At 76.1% G+C, this 15,056-nt stretch carries 12 protein-coding genes; 6 read left to right on the top strand and 6 right to left on the bottom strand.

Annotation, left to right across the window (positions count from 1 at the left end; translation table 11 throughout):
• Positions 1 to 34: 34 nt before the first annotated feature.
• Positions 35 to 1,135: an alcohol dehydrogenase catalytic domain-containing protein gene (locus ACFYNO_RS37790; protein ID WP_388022418.1), complete on the top strand. Its 1,101-nt coding sequence runs from the start codon at positions 35 to 37 to the stop codon at positions 1,133 to 1,135.
• 61 nt (positions 1,136 to 1,196) lie between these two features.
• Here the strand turns inward: ACFYNO_RS37790 and ACFYNO_RS37785 are convergent, their stop codons facing one another.
• Positions 1,197 to 2,258 (bottom strand): medium chain dehydrogenase/reductase family protein, encoded by a 1,062-nt coding sequence (locus ACFYNO_RS37785; RefSeq protein ID WP_388022416.1) that lies wholly within the window; start codon positions 2,256 to 2,258, stop codon positions 1,197 to 1,199.
• A gap of 108 nt (positions 2,259 to 2,366) precedes the next feature.
• On the opposite strand from ACFYNO_RS37785, the gene ACFYNO_RS37780 reads away from it, so the two are divergent.
• The 3 genes from ACFYNO_RS37780 to ACFYNO_RS37770 all read left to right on the top strand — a co-directional run bounded on the left by ACFYNO_RS37780 (position 2,367) and on the right by ACFYNO_RS37770 (position 5,726).
• Positions 2,367 to 3,059 (top strand): TetR/AcrR family transcriptional regulator, encoded by a 693-nt coding sequence (locus ACFYNO_RS37780; protein WP_388022413.1) that lies wholly within the window; start codon positions 2,367 to 2,369, stop codon positions 3,057 to 3,059.
• Positions 3,060 to 3,129: 70 nt separating this feature from the next.
• Entirely contained in the window at positions 3,130 to 3,375 is a 246-nt protein-coding gene (locus ACFYNO_RS37775; protein WP_388022411.1) for a hypothetical protein, read from the top strand.
• Positions 3,376 to 3,617: 242 nt separating this feature from the next.
• On the top strand, positions 3,618 to 5,726 hold the full coding sequence (locus tag ACFYNO_RS37770) for a hypothetical protein (RefSeq protein ID WP_388022408.1): 2,109 nt from the start codon (positions 3,618 to 3,620) through the stop codon (positions 5,724 to 5,726).
• A gap of 232 nt (positions 5,727 to 5,958) precedes the next feature.
• Here ACFYNO_RS37770 and ACFYNO_RS37765 read toward each other — a convergent pair whose 3' ends face one another.
• Positions 5,959 to 6,843, bottom strand: coding sequence for an alpha/beta fold hydrolase (locus tag ACFYNO_RS37765; protein ID WP_388022405.1), 885 nt, complete (start codon positions 6,841 to 6,843; stop codon positions 5,959 to 5,961).
• Between the two features lie 124 nt (positions 6,844 to 6,967).
• On the opposite strand from ACFYNO_RS37765, the gene ACFYNO_RS37760 reads away from it, so the two are divergent.
• Positions 6,968 to 8,953: a BTAD domain-containing putative transcriptional regulator gene (locus ACFYNO_RS37760; RefSeq protein ID WP_388022403.1), complete on the top strand. Its 1,986-nt coding sequence runs from the start codon at positions 6,968 to 6,970 to the stop codon at positions 8,951 to 8,953.
• Between the two features lie 333 nt (positions 8,954 to 9,286).
• Positions 9,287 to 9,979, top strand: coding sequence for a hypothetical protein (locus ACFYNO_RS37755; RefSeq protein ID WP_388022401.1), 693 nt, complete (start codon positions 9,287 to 9,289; stop codon positions 9,977 to 9,979).
• A 1-nt stretch (position 9,980) separates the two neighbouring features.
• Here ACFYNO_RS37755 and ACFYNO_RS37750 read toward each other — a convergent pair whose 3' ends face one another.
• The 4 genes from ACFYNO_RS37750 to ACFYNO_RS37735 all read right to left on the bottom strand — a co-directional run bounded on the left by ACFYNO_RS37750 (position 9,981) and on the right by ACFYNO_RS37735 (position 14,986).
• Positions 9,981 to 11,474 (bottom strand): SDR family oxidoreductase, encoded by a 1,494-nt coding sequence (locus tag ACFYNO_RS37750; protein ID WP_388022399.1) that lies wholly within the window; start codon positions 11,472 to 11,474, stop codon positions 9,981 to 9,983.
• A 12-nt stretch (positions 11,475 to 11,486) separates the two neighbouring features.
• Positions 11,487 to 12,800 (bottom strand): cryptochrome/photolyase family protein, encoded by a 1,314-nt coding sequence (locus ACFYNO_RS37745; protein WP_388022397.1) that lies wholly within the window; start codon positions 12,798 to 12,800, stop codon positions 11,487 to 11,489.
• 93 nt (positions 12,801 to 12,893) lie between these two features.
• Positions 12,894 to 13,667, bottom strand: a complete 774-nt coding sequence (locus ACFYNO_RS37740) for a DUF1365 domain-containing protein (protein WP_388022394.1) — start codon at positions 13,665 to 13,667, stop codon at positions 12,894 to 12,896.
• Positions 13,664 to 14,986, bottom strand: coding sequence for an NAD(P)/FAD-dependent oxidoreductase (locus ACFYNO_RS37735; RefSeq protein WP_388022391.1), 1,323 nt, complete (start codon positions 14,984 to 14,986; stop codon positions 13,664 to 13,666). The genes ACFYNO_RS37740 and ACFYNO_RS37735 overlap by 4 nt, the downstream gene beginning before the upstream one ends.
• Positions 14,987 to 15,056: the final 70 nt, after the last annotated feature.

Raw genomic sequence — 15,056 nt, 5'->3', positions numbered from 1 at the left:
GTGACGGACAGGGACGAACACGGAGGTCATCAACGTGCGAGCAGCGGTTCTGACGCGGTTCGGCGCCCCGCTGGCGGTGCGGGAGCTGCCCGACCCGGTGGCGGGCGGCGGCGAGGTGGTGGTCGAGGTGCTGGCCGCCGCGGTGGCCCCGTACGCGGCCGAGGTCTTCGGCGGCCGGCGGAACTACCCGCTGGTGCCGCCCGTGGTGCCCGGGATCGGCGGCGTGGGGCGGATCCTCCACGCCGGCCCGGACGCCACCCGGCTGCGGCCCGGCGATCTGGTCTGGTGCGACTGCACGGTGCGGGCGCGGGACGACGCGCTGACGCCCGACATCACGCTCCAGGGCTGGAGTTCGCGCGGCGAGGGCGGCGCGCGGCTGGCCCGCTACCTGCCTGACGGGTCGTTCGCCGAGCTGATGCGGGTTCCGACGGAGAACGTCTACCCGCTGCCCCCGGCGGCCGGGGAGGATCCGGCCCGCTGGGCCGCGCTCGGCGTGCACGTCATCCCCTACGGCGGGCTGCTGGCCGGCGGGCTCGCGGCCGGGGAAACGCTGCTGGTCAGCGGGGCCACCGGCAACCTCGGCAGCAGTGCGGTGGCGGTCGCGCTCGCGATGGGGGCGGGCCGGGTGGTCGCCCCGGGCCGCAACAAGGCCGCGCTCGGGCTGCTCGCCGACCGGTTCGGTCCGCGGGTGCGCCCGGTCCCGCTGTCCGGGGAGGAGGCCGAGGACCGGGCGGCGATGTCCGCGGCGGCCGACGGCCCGATCGACCTGGTGATCGACCTGCTGCCGCCGGGCGCACCCAGCTCGGTGGCGCGCACGGCGGCCATGATGGTGCGCGAGTACGGCCGGGTCGTCCTGATGGGCGGCGTGGGGATGCTCGGTGGCGAGGACCTGGCGCTCCCGTACCCGTGGCTCATGCGCAACTCGGTGACGGTGCGCGGCCAGTGGATGTACCCGCGGACGGCGAACGTCGGCATCATCCGGCTGCTCGCCTCCGGCGCGCTGGACCTCGCGCCCGAGCGGGTCCGGTCGTTCGGCCTCGATGACGTCAACGAGGCCGTGGCGTACGCCGCTTCGCACGGCGGGCCGTTCGACCGGACCGTCCTCGCGCCGGGTGCCCGCCGAGCGGCCGGCTGACTGCCGCTCACCCGGCGGCCCGGAGTGCCGGTCGTGGTGGTCCGGGTGGCGGCGCGGCCGGTCACGGGACCAGGACCACCTTGCCGGTGGCGGCGCCCGACTCGGCCAGCCGCAGCGCCTCGGCGGCGGCGGTGAGCGGCAGTTGGGCGGCGATCTGGGCGGTCACCTCGCCGTCCCGCAGGGCCTCGAAGACCCGGCCGAGGTCGGCGCGCAGCCGGGCGCGGAAGCGGTCCTTGCCGAACGACCGGCCGGCCCAGATGTTGTAGAAGTGGGCGCTGCGCCCGTTCGGCAGGGTGTTCCAGAGCATGGTGCGGGCGAGGATCTTCAGCACCGGCCACTGCTTGGAGCCGGTGTCGTCGCGGGTCGAGGCGCTGCCGTAGGCGACCAGGGCGCCGCCGGGGGCGAGCAGCTGCCAGGAGTCGATGACGCTGCGGCCGCCGAGGTGGTCGAAGACGGCGTCGACCCCGCCGGGCGCCAGCTCGCGGACCCGGGCGGGCACGTCGCCGGTCCGGTAGTCGATCGGGGTGGCGCCCAGGGCACGCAGCGCCTCGTGGTGCCGGGGGGAGGCGGTGCCGAGCACCGTGACGCCGGCGGCGCGGGCCAGCTGGACCAGCACCGAGCCCACCCCGCCGCCGGCGCCGTGCACCAGCACGGTCTGCCCGGACCGGACCCGGGCCTGACGGTGCAGCATCTGCCAGGCCGTGATGCCGTTGACCACCACGGTCTCCGCCTCGGCCGCCGTGAGGCCCGTCGGCACCGGCACGGCGTCGGCGGCCTCGATCACCACGTGGCTGGCCCAGCCGCCGACCTTGACGAGTGCGGCCACCCGCTGCCCGACCAGCTGCGGGTCGACGCCCGCACCGGTGGCGAGCACCCGGCCGACCAGGTCGTAGCCGGGGACGAAGGGGAAGGGCGGCTGGTCGTAGTAGCGTCCGCGGCGCATCTGCTGCTCGGCGAACGAGACGCCGGTGGCCTCGACGGCGATCACCAGCCGGCCGGCGCCGGCGGTCGGCACCGCGCCGTGCCGGATCTCCAGGCCCTCGGGCGCCACGACGCCCGGCAGCACGATCTCGGTCATCTCGGTCATCTCGCTCGTCCGGTTCCGCTCGTTCATCTCGTTCATGTCCTCGACCTTCCGTGCTTCTGGGAGACGCTGTCGCGTTCGTTAGAAGTTATAACTCCTTTCTGCGGTGAGCGTCAAGAACGGCAGTGATAGCCTCTAACCGTCGGCATGGGTGGAACGCGAGGGAGAAGGAGGCAGGCCGTGGCCGCAGCGGAGACCAGGCCCCCGAGGGAGCGCTACCGCGCCCAGGTGCGCGAGGAGGCCAAGCAGCACGCGCGGCAGCAGATCGCCACCGCCGGGGCCTCCGCGCTCTCGCTCAACGCCATCGCCAAGCAGATGGGCATGAGCGGCCCCGCCCTCTACCGCTACTTCGCCAACCGCGACGAGCTGATCACCGAGCTGATCACCGACGCCTACCGCAGCCTGGCCGACACCTTCCGCGCCCGCGCCGAGACCGGCCCCGACCTCGCCGGCCTGGCCCACGCGCTGCGCGACTGGGCCCTGGCGGACCCCCAGCGCTACCTGCTGATCTACGGCACGCCGGTGCCCGGCTACCACGCACCCGCCGACACCACCCGGATCACCCAGGAGATCATGGGCCACATCCTCGACGCCTGCGCCGCCGGCGACCCGCCCGCCGAGCCGCCGAGCCCGCTGGCGGCCCACCTCGCCGACCACCGCGCCTGGGCCGGCGACCACCCCGCCTCCCCCGCCGCCCTGCGCCGGGCGCTCGCCTTCTGGACCCGCCTGCACGGGGTGCTGTCGCTCGAACTCGCCGGGCACTTCACGGGGATGGGGCTCGACGTGGCGGAGCTGTACGCGGACGAGGTGCTCGCGGTCGGCCAAGCCGGACTGAGCTGACGGTCCGAGCGGGGCACCCGCCGGCCGGCCGGCGCGGTGGCCCCTCCCCCAACTGGGCATACTGACCGGCATGGTGAACATCATCGGCAGGATCCGCAGCATCTTCGGCCGGCGCAAGGACGGGTTCCGCCCCTTCCCGTTCATGCCGCCCGAGCCCCGGCCCGTCTACGGGCCGGACGGCCGGCAGATCAGCGAACTGCAGCCCGTCGTCTGGTACAAGGCCGTCGCCCGCACCCCGGACGGCTACCAGGTCAAACTCGCCAACGGCGAACTCGGGCTCCTGCGCGACACCGAGGGCCTGCGCCTCGAGCAGTGATAGCGGCGACGGCGGCGGCGAGCCGCGGGCGGACTCCTTCGTTGGCGGCGCTCGCGGAGGCGGGCATCTGAAATTCTGGTGACGAACCGTCACTTCGCCTCTGCAGGAGGTTTTCTAACGGTCAGTCACGCCAAGCTGCGGACTATATGGGGCCGTTGACGGGTGTTCACGAGCTGTGGCTCAATTGCGGGCGGGATGCGGACCGTGTTCGGAACTTCTTCTCGCCCAGGGAGGCCCCGCCCATGTCCAGCCCGTCCCGCAGCACCGTCGCCGTGCGCGCGTTACGCCGAAGGGCCGTCGCGTCGCTGGCCGCGCTCCTGGCGACCGCCGGGTTCGCCGCACTGCCGACCGCGCCGGCCCAGGCCGTGCCGCTCGCCCCGGCCGCCGCCGTCCAGCCCGCCACCACCCGGGCCTGCGCCGCGCCCGCGCCCGGCAGCGCCGCCTGCTTCGCCGTCCGGCGGACCGACGTCGCCCCGGCCGCCGCCCCCACCGGCTACGGTCCCGCCGACCTGCGCCAGGCCTACGCGCTGACCGCCGACAGCACCCGCACCGTCGCCATCGTCGACGCCTACGACGACCCCACCGCCGAGCAGGACCTCACCGCCTACCGCAGCCAGTACGGCCTGCCCGCCTGCTCCACCGCCAACGGCTGCTTCCACAAGGTGAACCAGACCGGCGCCGCCGCCCCGCTGCCGGCCGCCGACCCCGGCTGGGCCGGCGAGATCTCGTTGGACCTCGACATGGTCTCGGCGGTCTGCCCGCACTGCACGATCCTGCTGGTCGAGGCCAACGACAGCCTGCGGACCAGCCTCTACGCGGCCGAGGACTACGCCACCGGCCACGCCGGCTACGTCTCCAACAGCTGGGGCACGCCCGAGTACGCGGGCGAGACCGGCGACGACGCGCACTTCGACCGCCCGGGCGTGGCGATCACCGTCAGCACCGGCGACAGCGGCTACGGCACCGAGTACCCGGCCGCCTCTCCGCTGGTCACCGCCGTCGGCGGCACTACGCTGCAGCGCTCGGGCGGTGCGCGCGGCTGGACCGAGACGGCCTGGAGCGGCGCCGGTTCGGGCTGCTCGGCCTACGAGCCGCGCCCGGGCTTCCAGCAGTCGGTGGCCACCGGCTGCGCCGGGCGCGCCATCGCCGACGTCTCCGCCGTGGCCGACCCGGGCACCGGTGTCGCCGTCTACCAGACCTACGGCGCCTCCGGCTGGACGGAGTACGGCGGCACCAGCGTGGCCGCGCCGATCACCGCCGCCGTGTACGCGCTGGCCGGCCGGCCCGGCGCCGCCGACCGGCCCGCCGGCTACCCCTACGCCTACCCGGGCAAGCTCAACGACGTCACCGGCGGCGGCAACGGCAGCTGCGGCGGCTCGCCGCTCTGCGCCGCGGGCCCGGGCTGGGACGGCCCGACCGGCCTCGGCACTCCGGCGGGCACCCCGTCCTTCGCCGCCACCCGGCTGTGGCAGTTCGCCGTGGTGAACAGCGCCTGGGTGGCCACCGACGTGGCGGCCGGCGCGGGCGGCAGTGCCACCGGCACGCCCTCGTCGGACTCCGGCAGCACCTGGGTCCGAGGCGCCGACGGCCACCTGTGGCAGTACTTCCAGCAGAACGGCCAGTGGATCGCCTTCGACCTCACCGCGGCGACCGGCGTGGCCGTCTCCGGCGACCCGGTCGGCTCGGGCGGCGGCGTCTACGCCCGGGACACCAACGGCCATCTGGTGCAGTTCTACGTTTCCGGCAACGCCTGGGTGGCCTTCGACGTGACCGCGGCCACGGGTGCGGCGATCAGCGCCGGCCCGGCCGTGGACGGCGGCGTCGAGTACGCGCGCGGCGGCAACGGCGACCTGCTGCAGTTCTACGTGTCGAACGGCGCCTGGGTCGCCTTCGACGTCAGCGCCGCCACCGGCGTGCCGATCGCCGGCGCCCCGCAGAGCCAGGGTGGCACCGTCTACGCCCGCGACGCCGCGGGCCACCTGCGCCAGTTCTTCGTCTCGGGCGGCCGCTGGGTCTCCTTCGACGTCAGCGCGGCCACCGGTGCCGCCATCGCCGGTGACCCGACCGCCGGCGGCGCCGTGTACGCGCGCGGCAGCAACGGCGACCTGCTGCAGTTCTACGTCGCGAACGGCGCCTGGGTCGCCTTCGACGTCAGCGCCGCCACCGGCGTGCCGATCGCCGGCAACCCCGTCTCGCTGGGCGGTGCCCAGTACGCCCGCACCGCCGCGGGCCACCTGGTGCAGTTCTTCGTTTCCGGCGGGCGCTGGGTCTCCTTCGACGTCAGCGCGGCCACCGGAACCCCCGTCACCGGCGACCCGAACGGCTCGAGCTCGGCGATCTGGACCACCTGACGGACCGTGCGGGCCGGGCGCGGCCCGGCCCGCACGCTGACGCTTCGCCATATAGGCGTCTGCGTCTCCTTATGGGCGGGCGGTACCGTGCGGGCCCGACGGCACCCTGATGTGCTCGGCGGCAGCACCCGCGGGTTCGCGGCCGAACTGCCGGCCCAGGCCCTGCGGGAGGCGACCGTCAGGCGGCCCTGCGGGAGGAGCGGGCCGCCTGGCCGTCGCCGCGCCGGCGGGGTCAGCGCCGCAGCAGCTCGCGCAGCGCGGCGGTGACCAGCTCGGGCGCCTCCTCCGCCATGAAGTGCCCGCAGTCCACGGTGCTGTGGGCCAGGTCGGCCGCCCAGCCGGACCAGCGGGCCCGGGCGTCGAAGCCCAGGGCCGCTCCCCAGTCCTGCTGCAGGACGGTGACGGGCATGGCCAGCCGCCGGCCGGCCTCGCGGTCGGCCCGGTCGTGCTCGAGGTCGATGCCGGCCGAGGCGCGGTAGTCCGCGACGATGGAGGGCACCGCGGCGCGGCAGGCGGCCAGGTAGGCGGCGCGCACCTCGGGCGGCGTGCTCGCGGGGTCCGCCGACCAGAGGTCGAGGAAGTGCCCGAAGAACGCGTCCGGGGCGGCCGCGATCAGCTGCTCAGGCAGGCCGGGCGGCTGGGCCATCAGGTAGAGGTGGAACCCGACGGCCGCGCTGGTGCCGTGCATGACGTCCCACATGTCCAGGGTCGGCAGGACGTCCAGGCAGGCCAGGTGGGTGACGGCGCCCGGGTGGTCCAGGCCCGCGCGGAAGGCGACCAGGGCGCCGCGGTCGTGGCCGGCCAGCGCGAAGCGGTCGTGCCCGAGCGCCCGGGCGAGCGCGACGGTGTCGGCGGCCATGGTGCGCTTGGCGTAGGCGGTGCCGTCGGGGTCGGCGGGCTTGTCGCTGGCGCCGTAGCCGCGCAGGTCGGGGCAGATGACCGTGTGGTCGGCGGCGAGGTCGGCGGCCACCTGCCGCCACATCAGATGGGTCTGCGGGAAGCCGTGCAACAGCACGATCGGGGTGCCCGAGCCGCCGACGGCGGCGTGCAGGGCGACACCGTCGGCGACCAGGACGCGGCGCTGCTCGAAGCCGGGGATGGTCGGTGCGGGTGCCATGGCGGTGCCTGCTTTCGCTCGGTGGTGCGGTGGATCGGACGTGTCCCAGCCTGGTGGGCGCGAATCAGCAGCCGATCAGCGTCTACCGTGGCCGCAGCGGTCGGACGGTGAACAGGAAGAGTCGATGGAGCGGATCACCTTCGGGGTGCTCGGACCGGTCACGGCCTGGGACGCGGACGGCGGGGCGCTCGACCTGAAGGGGCCGCGGCACCGCGCCGTGCTGGCCCGGCTGATCCTGGCGCGCCGGCGCGTGGTGCCGCTCGCGCGACTGGTGGCCGACCTGTGGGAGGAGCCGGGTCCGGGGGCCACCGGCGCGGTGCAGACCTTCGTCGGCTCGCTGCGGCGGGTCCTGGAGCCGGACCGTCCGCCGCGGGCGCCGAGCCGGGTGCTGGTCACGGAGGGTCCCGGGTACGCGCTGCGGGTCGGACCGGAGGCGGTGGACGCCTGGCGTTTCGAGGCCGCCGTCGGCTCGGCCGCGAGCCTGCCGCCGGAGCGCGCGGTCGCGGAGCTGGCCGCCGCCCTGGAGCTGTGGCGCGGCCCGGCCTACGCCGGGTTCGCCGGGGCGGACTGGGCCCGGGCCGAGTGCGGGCGGCTGGACGGGCTGCGGCTGCACGCGGTCGAGGAGCAGGCGCGGGCCAGGCTCGGGTGCGGCCGGGCAGCGGAGGCGGCGGCCGATCTGGAGGGCCATCTGGAGGCCCATCCCCATCGGGAGGAGGCCTGGGGGCTGCTGGCCCTCGCGCTCTACCGGACCGGCCGGCAGGCGGACGCGCTGGCGGTGCTGCGCCGGGCCCGCGGGATGCTGGCGGAGCGGTTCGGCATCGACCCGGGGCCGGGGCTGCGGCGTCTGGAGGCCGATGTGCTGGCGCAGTCCCCCGGGCTCGACCTGCGGCCGGAGCCCGCGGACGCGGCCGACCGGCTCTGGTCGCGGGCGAGCGCGGCCTACGACCGCACCGTCGCGACCGGCTCCCGGGCCCGGCTGGAGTCGGTGGTGGGCCTGGTCCGCACCCTCGCGGTGACCGGCGGCGACGGCCTGCGCGAGGCCCAGCAGCACCGCTGGGCGGCGGTCGCCGCCGCCGAGGAGTACGGCGATCCGGAGCTGACCGCCCGGATCCTCGGCGCCTACGACGTGCCCGCGATCTGGACCCGCGCCGACGACCCCGGGCGGGCGCGCGAGCTCGCCGCCGCCGCGGAGCGGACCCTGGCCCGGCTGCCCGAGGCGCCCGGGACCGAGCCGGCCCGGGCCCGCCTGCTCACGACGGTCGCCCTGGAGCTGCGCGGCACCCGCTCCGGGCGCGGGCCGCGGGCGGCCCGGGAGGCCGAGCGGCTGGCCCGCCGGCTGGACGATCCCGCGCTGCTGGCGTTCGCGCTCAACGGCGTCTTCATGCAGTCCTGCTCCCGGGCCGGGCTCGCGCCCCGGCGCGACGCGATCGCCGCGGAGACCGTGGCCGTGGCCACCCGGCACGGGCTGGTGAACTACCGGGTGCTGGGCCACCTCATGGGGATGCAGGCCCGCGCCGCGCTCGCCGACTTCCCCGCGGCCGATGCGCACGCGGACGCCGTGGACGAGCTGGCGGAGCGTCACGAGCGGCCGCTCGCCAGCGTGTTCACCGCCTGGTACCGGGCGCTGCGGGCGGCGGCGACCGGGGCGGGCGCCGCCGCCGACGCCGGGTACCGGCGGGCCGCCTCGCTGCTGCCCGACGCGGGCATGCCCGGCCTCGAGCAGGGCCTGGTGGCACTGCTGGGCCTCACCCGCTCCCTGGCGGGCCGCCCGGGCGCGGCGGCCGAGGCTGCCGCCCGGCTTGATCCCGGTGCGGACTGGGGCCCGTACCTGCCGTGGGCCGAGCCGTTCCTGCTGCTCGGGGCCGACCGCCGCGCGCAGGCCTCGGCCGCCCTGCGCGCGCTGCCCGAGCCGCCCGCCGACCTGCTTCAGGAGGCGCTGACCTGTCTGGAGGCCGCCGCCGCGCTCGAACTCGGCGACCGCGAGGCGCGGTTGCGCGCCCGTGACCGGCTGGCGCCGGCCGCCGGCGAACTCGCGGGCGCGGGCAGCGGCCTGCTCACGCTCGGCCCGGCCGACCTGTGGCTCGCCGCGCTCGATGACGCCGGGCGGTGACGGGATGCGGCAGCCGGCCGGGTCCGGGGAGCGAGGGGGGAGGCTCCGCCGGGCCCGGCCGTGGGAAGGTCAGCAGTGCCCGAGCCAGGGCCCTGCTGCTCTGCTCGGCGGCCCTGGAGATGCCGTGGCGGGCCGCCGTGCCGGGAATGCTAGACCCGCCGGGCGGCTGTCACCAGGGCTGTGACCAGCGGATTTTTCGGCCGCGAACATGCCATCCCGGCAGGCGGACGCCGCCGCGGCGCCGACGGCCCCTCCCGCCCGTCTGAGGTGCCTGGCATCATCCGGTATGCGGTCCGTGGCAAGCGCGGGCGGCGTGAGGCGGGTGGGGATCCGATGGCTGACCGGGGGGCGGACGGGCCGGCGCGGCGGTGGCGGGGCTCCCGCGCCGCGCGCGCCCTGATCGTGCTGGCCGGACTGCCGCTGGTGGTCCTCGGCTTCCTGCTCTTCACCGGCGGCTACGAGGAGCGCGGCGGCTACCGCACCGCTCCGCTCTGCGGCACCCCGGCGCCGGGGCCGGACGCCGACTGCCTGCTGCGGGAGAGCGGCCGCGTCACCGGGAAGCAGGTGACCGATTCGGCCGAGGACGGCGTCGCCTACTACCTGGACGTCGCGCGCGGGACCGGCTCCGCCCGCAAGTTCGAGGTGGACGAGTACCTGTACCGCCACGTGGAGACCGGCAGCACCGTGGACCTGACGGTCTGGCAGAACATGGTGGTGCGGATCGCCCAGGGCGGGCACGAGGTGGGCACCACCGACCTGTCCTGGCACCTCTGGTTCGGCCTGGCGGCGGCCACGGCGGCGATCGCCGCGGGCACGGTGGTGACGGCCTTCGGGCTGCCCGGCCGGAACCCGGCGTTCCGGCACAGCGCGCCGCTGCTCTTCCTCGGCACGGCGATGGCGACGGCGATCGGCGCCGTCATCCTGGTGCTGGTGCAGTGGCCCTTCCCGGTGACGCTGGGCCTGGCCGCCGCGGCCTGGCTGGCCGCGGTGCCGACCGTCCGGTACCTGCACAGTTCGTTCGCTTAGGTCAGGGGTCCTGGCGGGCTCGTTCGGTGATGTTGCGGGCCATGCCGCCGAAGACCACCGCGTGGAAGGGGGCGACGGACCACCAGTAGGCGTGCCCGGCCAGGCCGTGCGGGTGGAAGAGGGCGCGCTGCCGGTAGCACGCCCGGTCGTCGCCCTCCGGGGTGACGGACAGTTCGAGCCAGGCCAGCCCCGGCAGCCGCATCTCGGCGCGCAGCCGGAGCAGCCGGCCCGGCTGGATCTCCTCCACCCGCCAGAAGTCGAGCGAGTCGCCGACCCGGAGCCGCACCGGGTCGCGCCGCCCGCGGCGCAGGCCGACGCCGCCGACCAGGCGGTCCAGCCAGCCGCGCAGGGCCCAGGCCAGCGGGAAGGAGTACCAGCCGTTGTCGCCGCCGATGCCTTCGACCACCCGCCAGACGGCGCCGGCGGGCGCGGCGACGGTGCGTTCCCGGACGTCCTGGTAGAGGCTGCCGCCGGCCCAGTCGGGGTCGGTGGGCAGCGGGTCGCTGGGGGCGCCGGGCAGGGAGGCGGAGGACCAGCGGGTGGCCACCTCGGCGTCCTTGATCCGGCGCAGCGCGAGGGTGACGGCCCGGTCGAAGCCGGTCAGGCCGTCCGGCGGGTCGGGCACCCAGCGGGCGATGTCGTGCTCGCCGCAGACCACCTCGTGGCGCAGCGACTCGACCAGCGGCCGGGCGATCGAGTTGGGCACCGGCGTGACCAGGCCGACCCAGTGGCCGGAGAGCCGGGGCGTGAGCACCGGGACGGGCAGGATGCAGCGCCGGCGCAGTCCGGCGATCCGGGCGTAGCGGTGCATCATCCGGATGTACGTCAGGACTTCGGGGCCGCCGATGTCGAAGGTGCGGTTGACCTCGGCGGGCAGCTCGGCGGCGCCCGCCAGGTAGCGCAGCACGTCGCGGACGGCGATCGGCTGGATCCGGGTGCCGACCCAGCGCGGCGTGACCATCACGGGCAGGCGCTCGGTGAGGTGGCGGAGCATTTCGAAGGAGGCGCTGCCGGAGCCGATGATCACGGCCGCGCGCAGTTCGGCGGTGGGGACGCCGCTGTCGCGCAGGATCCGGCCGACCTCGGCGCGGGAGCGCAGGTGGGGCGAGAGCTCGGCCTCGGGCACCCCGGCCGGGACCAGGCCGCCGAGGTAGACGATCCGGGTGACGCCGGCGGCCGCGGCGGCCGTTCCGAAGGCGCGGGCGGCCGCGCGGTCGGTGGCCTCGAAGCCCGGTCCGGTGCCGAGCGAGTGCACCAGGTAGTAGGCGGTGTCGATGCCCTCGAAGGCCTCCGCGAGGGTCTCGGGGCGGCTGACGTCGCCGGTGGCGACCGTGACCTGCGCCCGCCACGGCTGGTCGCGCAGCCGGCCGGGGTCGCGGGCCAGGCAGCGGACGGTGTAGCCGCGGGAGAGCAGTTCGGGCACCAGCCGGCCGCCGATGTAGCCACTGGCGCCGGTCACCAGGCAGTGCTTCGGTCCGGGGTGCGTGGTGTCCATGGTGGCTCCTCCTCAGGGCCGGCCCTGCCGGAACCGGGTGGTCAGCTCCTCGGGCGGCACGATCGGGGCCGGGTACTCGGGCGCGAGCAGCCAGGGGCGGTGGACGGCCGGGCCGGGGAGGTGGGCGAGTTCGGGCACCCAGCGGCGCACGTAGTCGCCGGCGGGGTCGTAGCGGTCGGCCTGGCGCAGCGGGTTGAGGGTGCGGTTGGGCCTGGTGTCGGTGCCCGTGCCCGCGGCCCACTGCCAGTTGAGCTGGTTGTTGGCCACGTCGCCGTCGACCAGCAGGGAGAGGAAGTGGGCGGCGCCGATCCGCCAGTCCAGGTGGAGGGTCTTGCTGAGGAAGCCGGCCGTCAGCAGCCGGGCGCGGTTGTGCATCCAGCCCTCGTGGGCGAGTTGGCGCATTCCGGCGTCGACGATCGGGTAGCCGGTGCGGCCCTGCCGCCAGGCCTCGGCCTCGTCCTCGTCCTCGTGCCACCGGTCTCCCCGGCCGCGGTAGTCCTGGCGGGCGGCGTCGGGGCGGGCGGCGAGGACCTGGTGGTGGAAGTCCCGCCAGGCGAGCTGCCGGACGAAGGCCTGCGCGCCCGCGCCGTCGTGGCGCAGGGCGTGCTCGGTGAGCTCGGTGGCCGAGAGGCAGCCGAAGTGCAGGTACGGGGAGAGCCGGGAGGTGGCGTCGGCGGCGAGGTCGTCGTGGATCTCCTCGTACCGGTCCACGCCCCAGGCCCGCCAGCGCTGCCGGGCCGCGGTCTCGCCGCCGCGCGGCAGGCCGGGCGAGAACGGGCCGTCGAAGACCAGGTGTTGGCTGCCGATGCCCTCGGGGGTGCGCAGCCTGCGGGGTGCGGGCAGCACGGTGCGGCGGGGTGTCTGCTGCCAGGCGCGGTGGTAGGGGGTGAAGACGGCGTAGTGGTCGCGGCCGGCCGGGGTGATCCGCCCGGGCGGCACCACGGTGAGCGAGGCGTCGTGGACCCGCAGGCGGTCGCCGAACACGGCTCGCAGCCGCGCCTCGCGGCGCTGGGCGAAGGCGCTGACGCCCGCGGCGACGTGCACGGAGCCGGCGCCGGCCTCAGCGGCGACCCGGGCCGCCTGCTCGGCGGGCTCGCCGCGCCGCACGGTCAGCCGCGAGCCGGCCCGGCGCAGCGAGGCGTCCAGGTCGGCGAGGCAGTCGGCGAGGAAGGCCAGCCGGTTGGGGACGGCGAAGCCGGCGGCCTCGATGGCCGGGTCGAGGACGAAGAGCGGCACGACCTCGTCGGCCGCGGTGGCGGCGGCGTGCAGCACGGGGTTGTCGTGCAGGCGCAGGTCCTGGGTGAACAGGGCGATGGTTGCGGTCACGGCTGGGGCCTCGCAGGTGGTGCGGTCGGGGTTCTCGGGTGTCGGCGGCGCGGCGGAGCGGGTGGGCCGCGCGGGTCGGGCGGTGCGCGGTGGTCATGAGGTGGGCACCTCCTCGACGGGCTTCGGGTCGGACCGGCACGAGCCCGGGCGGGGGTGGACGGGCAGTCCGCTGAGCCAGAGGCGGATGCCCTGGTAGCGGATGTGCGCGCTGACGGCCCAGGTGGCGAACGGGTGGGTGAGCACGGTGCGCAGCAGGGCGGCGGGGCTCGCCGGGCGTCCGGTGCCGTGGACGGTGGCGGTGAAGGCGCGGGTGCCCTCGCGGTCCAGGTGGACGGTCAGGCGCAGGCGCGGGCCGGGCTCGGGCAGCACCATCCGGTAGCGGCCGTCGAGCGGGAAGAAGGGCGAGACGGGGAACTCCTTGGCGCACTCGCCGCGGCCCCTGGGGTCGGGGGGCAGCAGGTAGCGGTACCGGCCGCCGTAGGTGTTGTGGACCTCGGCGACCGTGCAGAGCGGCCGCCCGGTCTCGTCGTGGCACCAGTAGACGGTCAGCGGGTTGAACAGGTGCCCGAGGGAGCGGGCCTGGGTGAGCATCAGCACCTGGCCGCGGCCGAGCCGCAGGCCCCGGTCGGCGAGCTGGCGGGCCAGCTCCTGGCGGACCGTCAGTGCCGGGGTGCGGGTGAGGGTGTGGTCGGGCGGCAGGAACCGGGCGAGCGGGCGCAGCGGCGCGGGCAGCACCGGCAGGCGGTCCAGGTCCACCAGCCACAGGTAGCCGCGGTGCCGGAAGGTCCGCCGGCGGGGCGCGGTGCGCACGTGCGTGGTGGTGGTGTCGTACAGGACCGCGCCCCAGGGCCCGGGCAGGGTGGTCACGGCGCGCTCACCCCCAGCAGGGCGTTGGCCGCGGCCAGGCCCGAGCGGCAGCCGTCCTCGTGGAACCCCCAGCCGTGGTAGGCGCCGGCGAAGGCGGTGCGGCCGGTGGTGAGTTCGGGCAGCCGACGCTGGGCGGCGACGCTCCGGGCGGTGTAGACGGGGTGCTCGTAGACGGTGCGGGAGAGCACCAGCTCCTCGGGGATCGGGGCGCGGCGGTCCTCGTTGAGGGTGACCAGGTAGTCCTCGGCGGTGTCCAGGCGCAGCAGGCGGTTGAGGTGGTAGCTGACCCGGACCCGGTCCGCGGGGGCGGTGCAGTGCGGCATCCGGTAGTTCCAGGATCCGCGGGCGGCGCGGGCGGCGGGCAGTACGGAGGAGTCGCGGTGCAGCACGGTGGGGTTGTGCGAGTAGCCGAAGGCGCCGAGGACGGCGCGCTCGGCGTCGGTCGGGTCGGCGAGCAGGCGCAGTGCCTGGTCGGCGTGGGTGGCGATGACCACCGCGTCGGCCTCGGTGCGGCGGCCGTCGTCGGTGCGGAGGGTGACGCCGTCCGGGTGGCGGTGCACGGCGCGCACGGGGGTGGCCCGGTGGACGGCGGTCAGCCGCTCGGCGATCCGCTCGACGTAGCCGCGCGAGCCGCCGATGACGGTGCGCCAGGTCGGCGAGCCGGTCACGGCCAGCATTCCGTGGTTGTCGAGGAAGGCGAAGAGGTGGCGGGCCGGGTAGTCGCCCGCCAGGTCGGGGGCGCAGGACCAGACGGCGGCGACGACCGGGGTCATGAAGTGGTGCACGAAGTAGGGCCCGAAGCCCTCGGCGGCGAGGAACTCCCGCAGGCTCGGATCGCCCGCGCCGGGGTCGGCGAGCAGGCGGCGGGCGCGCCGGTGGAAGCGGGGCACCTCGGCGAGCATCCGCAGGTACCGGCCGCGGAGCAGGACGTCGGGCCGGGCGAGCAGGCCGGCCGGTCCGCGGGCACCGGCGTACTCCAGGCCGCAGCCGTCACAGCGAACCGACATGCTCATCTCGCTGTCCTGGGTGCGGATACCGAGTTCGGTGAACAGTCTGACCAGGTGGGGGTAGGTTCGTTCATTGTGCACCAGGAAGCCGGTGTCCAGGGCGAGAGTGCGTCCGTCCGGGTCGGCGGCATCCTGGGTGTGGGCGTGGCCGCCGAGCCGCCCGTCCGCCTCGAACAGCTCGACCGCCAGCCCGGCGCGGGACAGCTCGTGGGCCGCGGTGAGCCCGGCGACGCCGGAGCCCACCACCGCCACCCGGCGCGGCACCGCTCCCCCGGCGGCGGGGCGGGTGCTGGTGGTGTCGAACGTCGTCACGGGGGCCCTCCCGACAGGGCCGCGGTGCGGCCCGCACTGTCCTTGCACCTGATCTTCGGAGCCCGCGGCC

It is taken from the genome of Kitasatospora sp. NPDC006697, assembly GCF_042869935.1.
Lineage (GTDB): Bacteria > Actinomycetota > Actinomycetes > Streptomycetales > Streptomycetaceae > Kitasatospora.
This window is presented reverse-complemented; position numbering and strand designations above follow the sequence as displayed.

Bases quoted from the DNA above. Each gene is read 5' to 3' on its own strand.
- ACFYNO_RS37785 (WP_388022416.1), bottom strand. From the start codon at position 2,258: ATGAACGAGATGAACGAGCGGAACCGGACGAGCGAGATGACCGAGATG.
- ACFYNO_RS37780 (WP_388022413.1), top strand. From the start codon at position 2,367: ATGGGTGGAACGCGAGGGAGAAGGAGGCAGGCCGTGGCCGCAGCGGAG.
- ACFYNO_RS37775 (WP_388022411.1), top strand. From the start codon at position 3,130: ATGGTGAACATCATCGGCAGGATCCGCAGCATCTTCGGCCGGCGCAAG.
- ACFYNO_RS37770 (WP_388022408.1), top strand. From the start codon at position 3,618: ATGTCCAGCCCGTCCCGCAGCACCGTCGCCGTGCGCGCGTTACGCCGA.
- ACFYNO_RS37765 (WP_388022405.1), bottom strand. From the start codon at position 6,843: ATGGCACCCGCACCGACCATCCCCGGCTTCGAGCAGCGCCGCGTCCTG.
- ACFYNO_RS37760 (WP_388022403.1), top strand. From the start codon at position 6,968: ATGGAGCGGATCACCTTCGGGGTGCTCGGACCGGTCACGGCCTGGGAC.
- ACFYNO_RS37755 (WP_388022401.1), top strand. From the start codon at position 9,287: ATGGCTGACCGGGGGGCGGACGGGCCGGCGCGGCGGTGGCGGGGCTCC.
- ACFYNO_RS37750 (WP_388022399.1), bottom strand. From the start codon at position 11,474: ATGGACACCACGCACCCCGGACCGAAGCACTGCCTGGTGACCGGCGCC.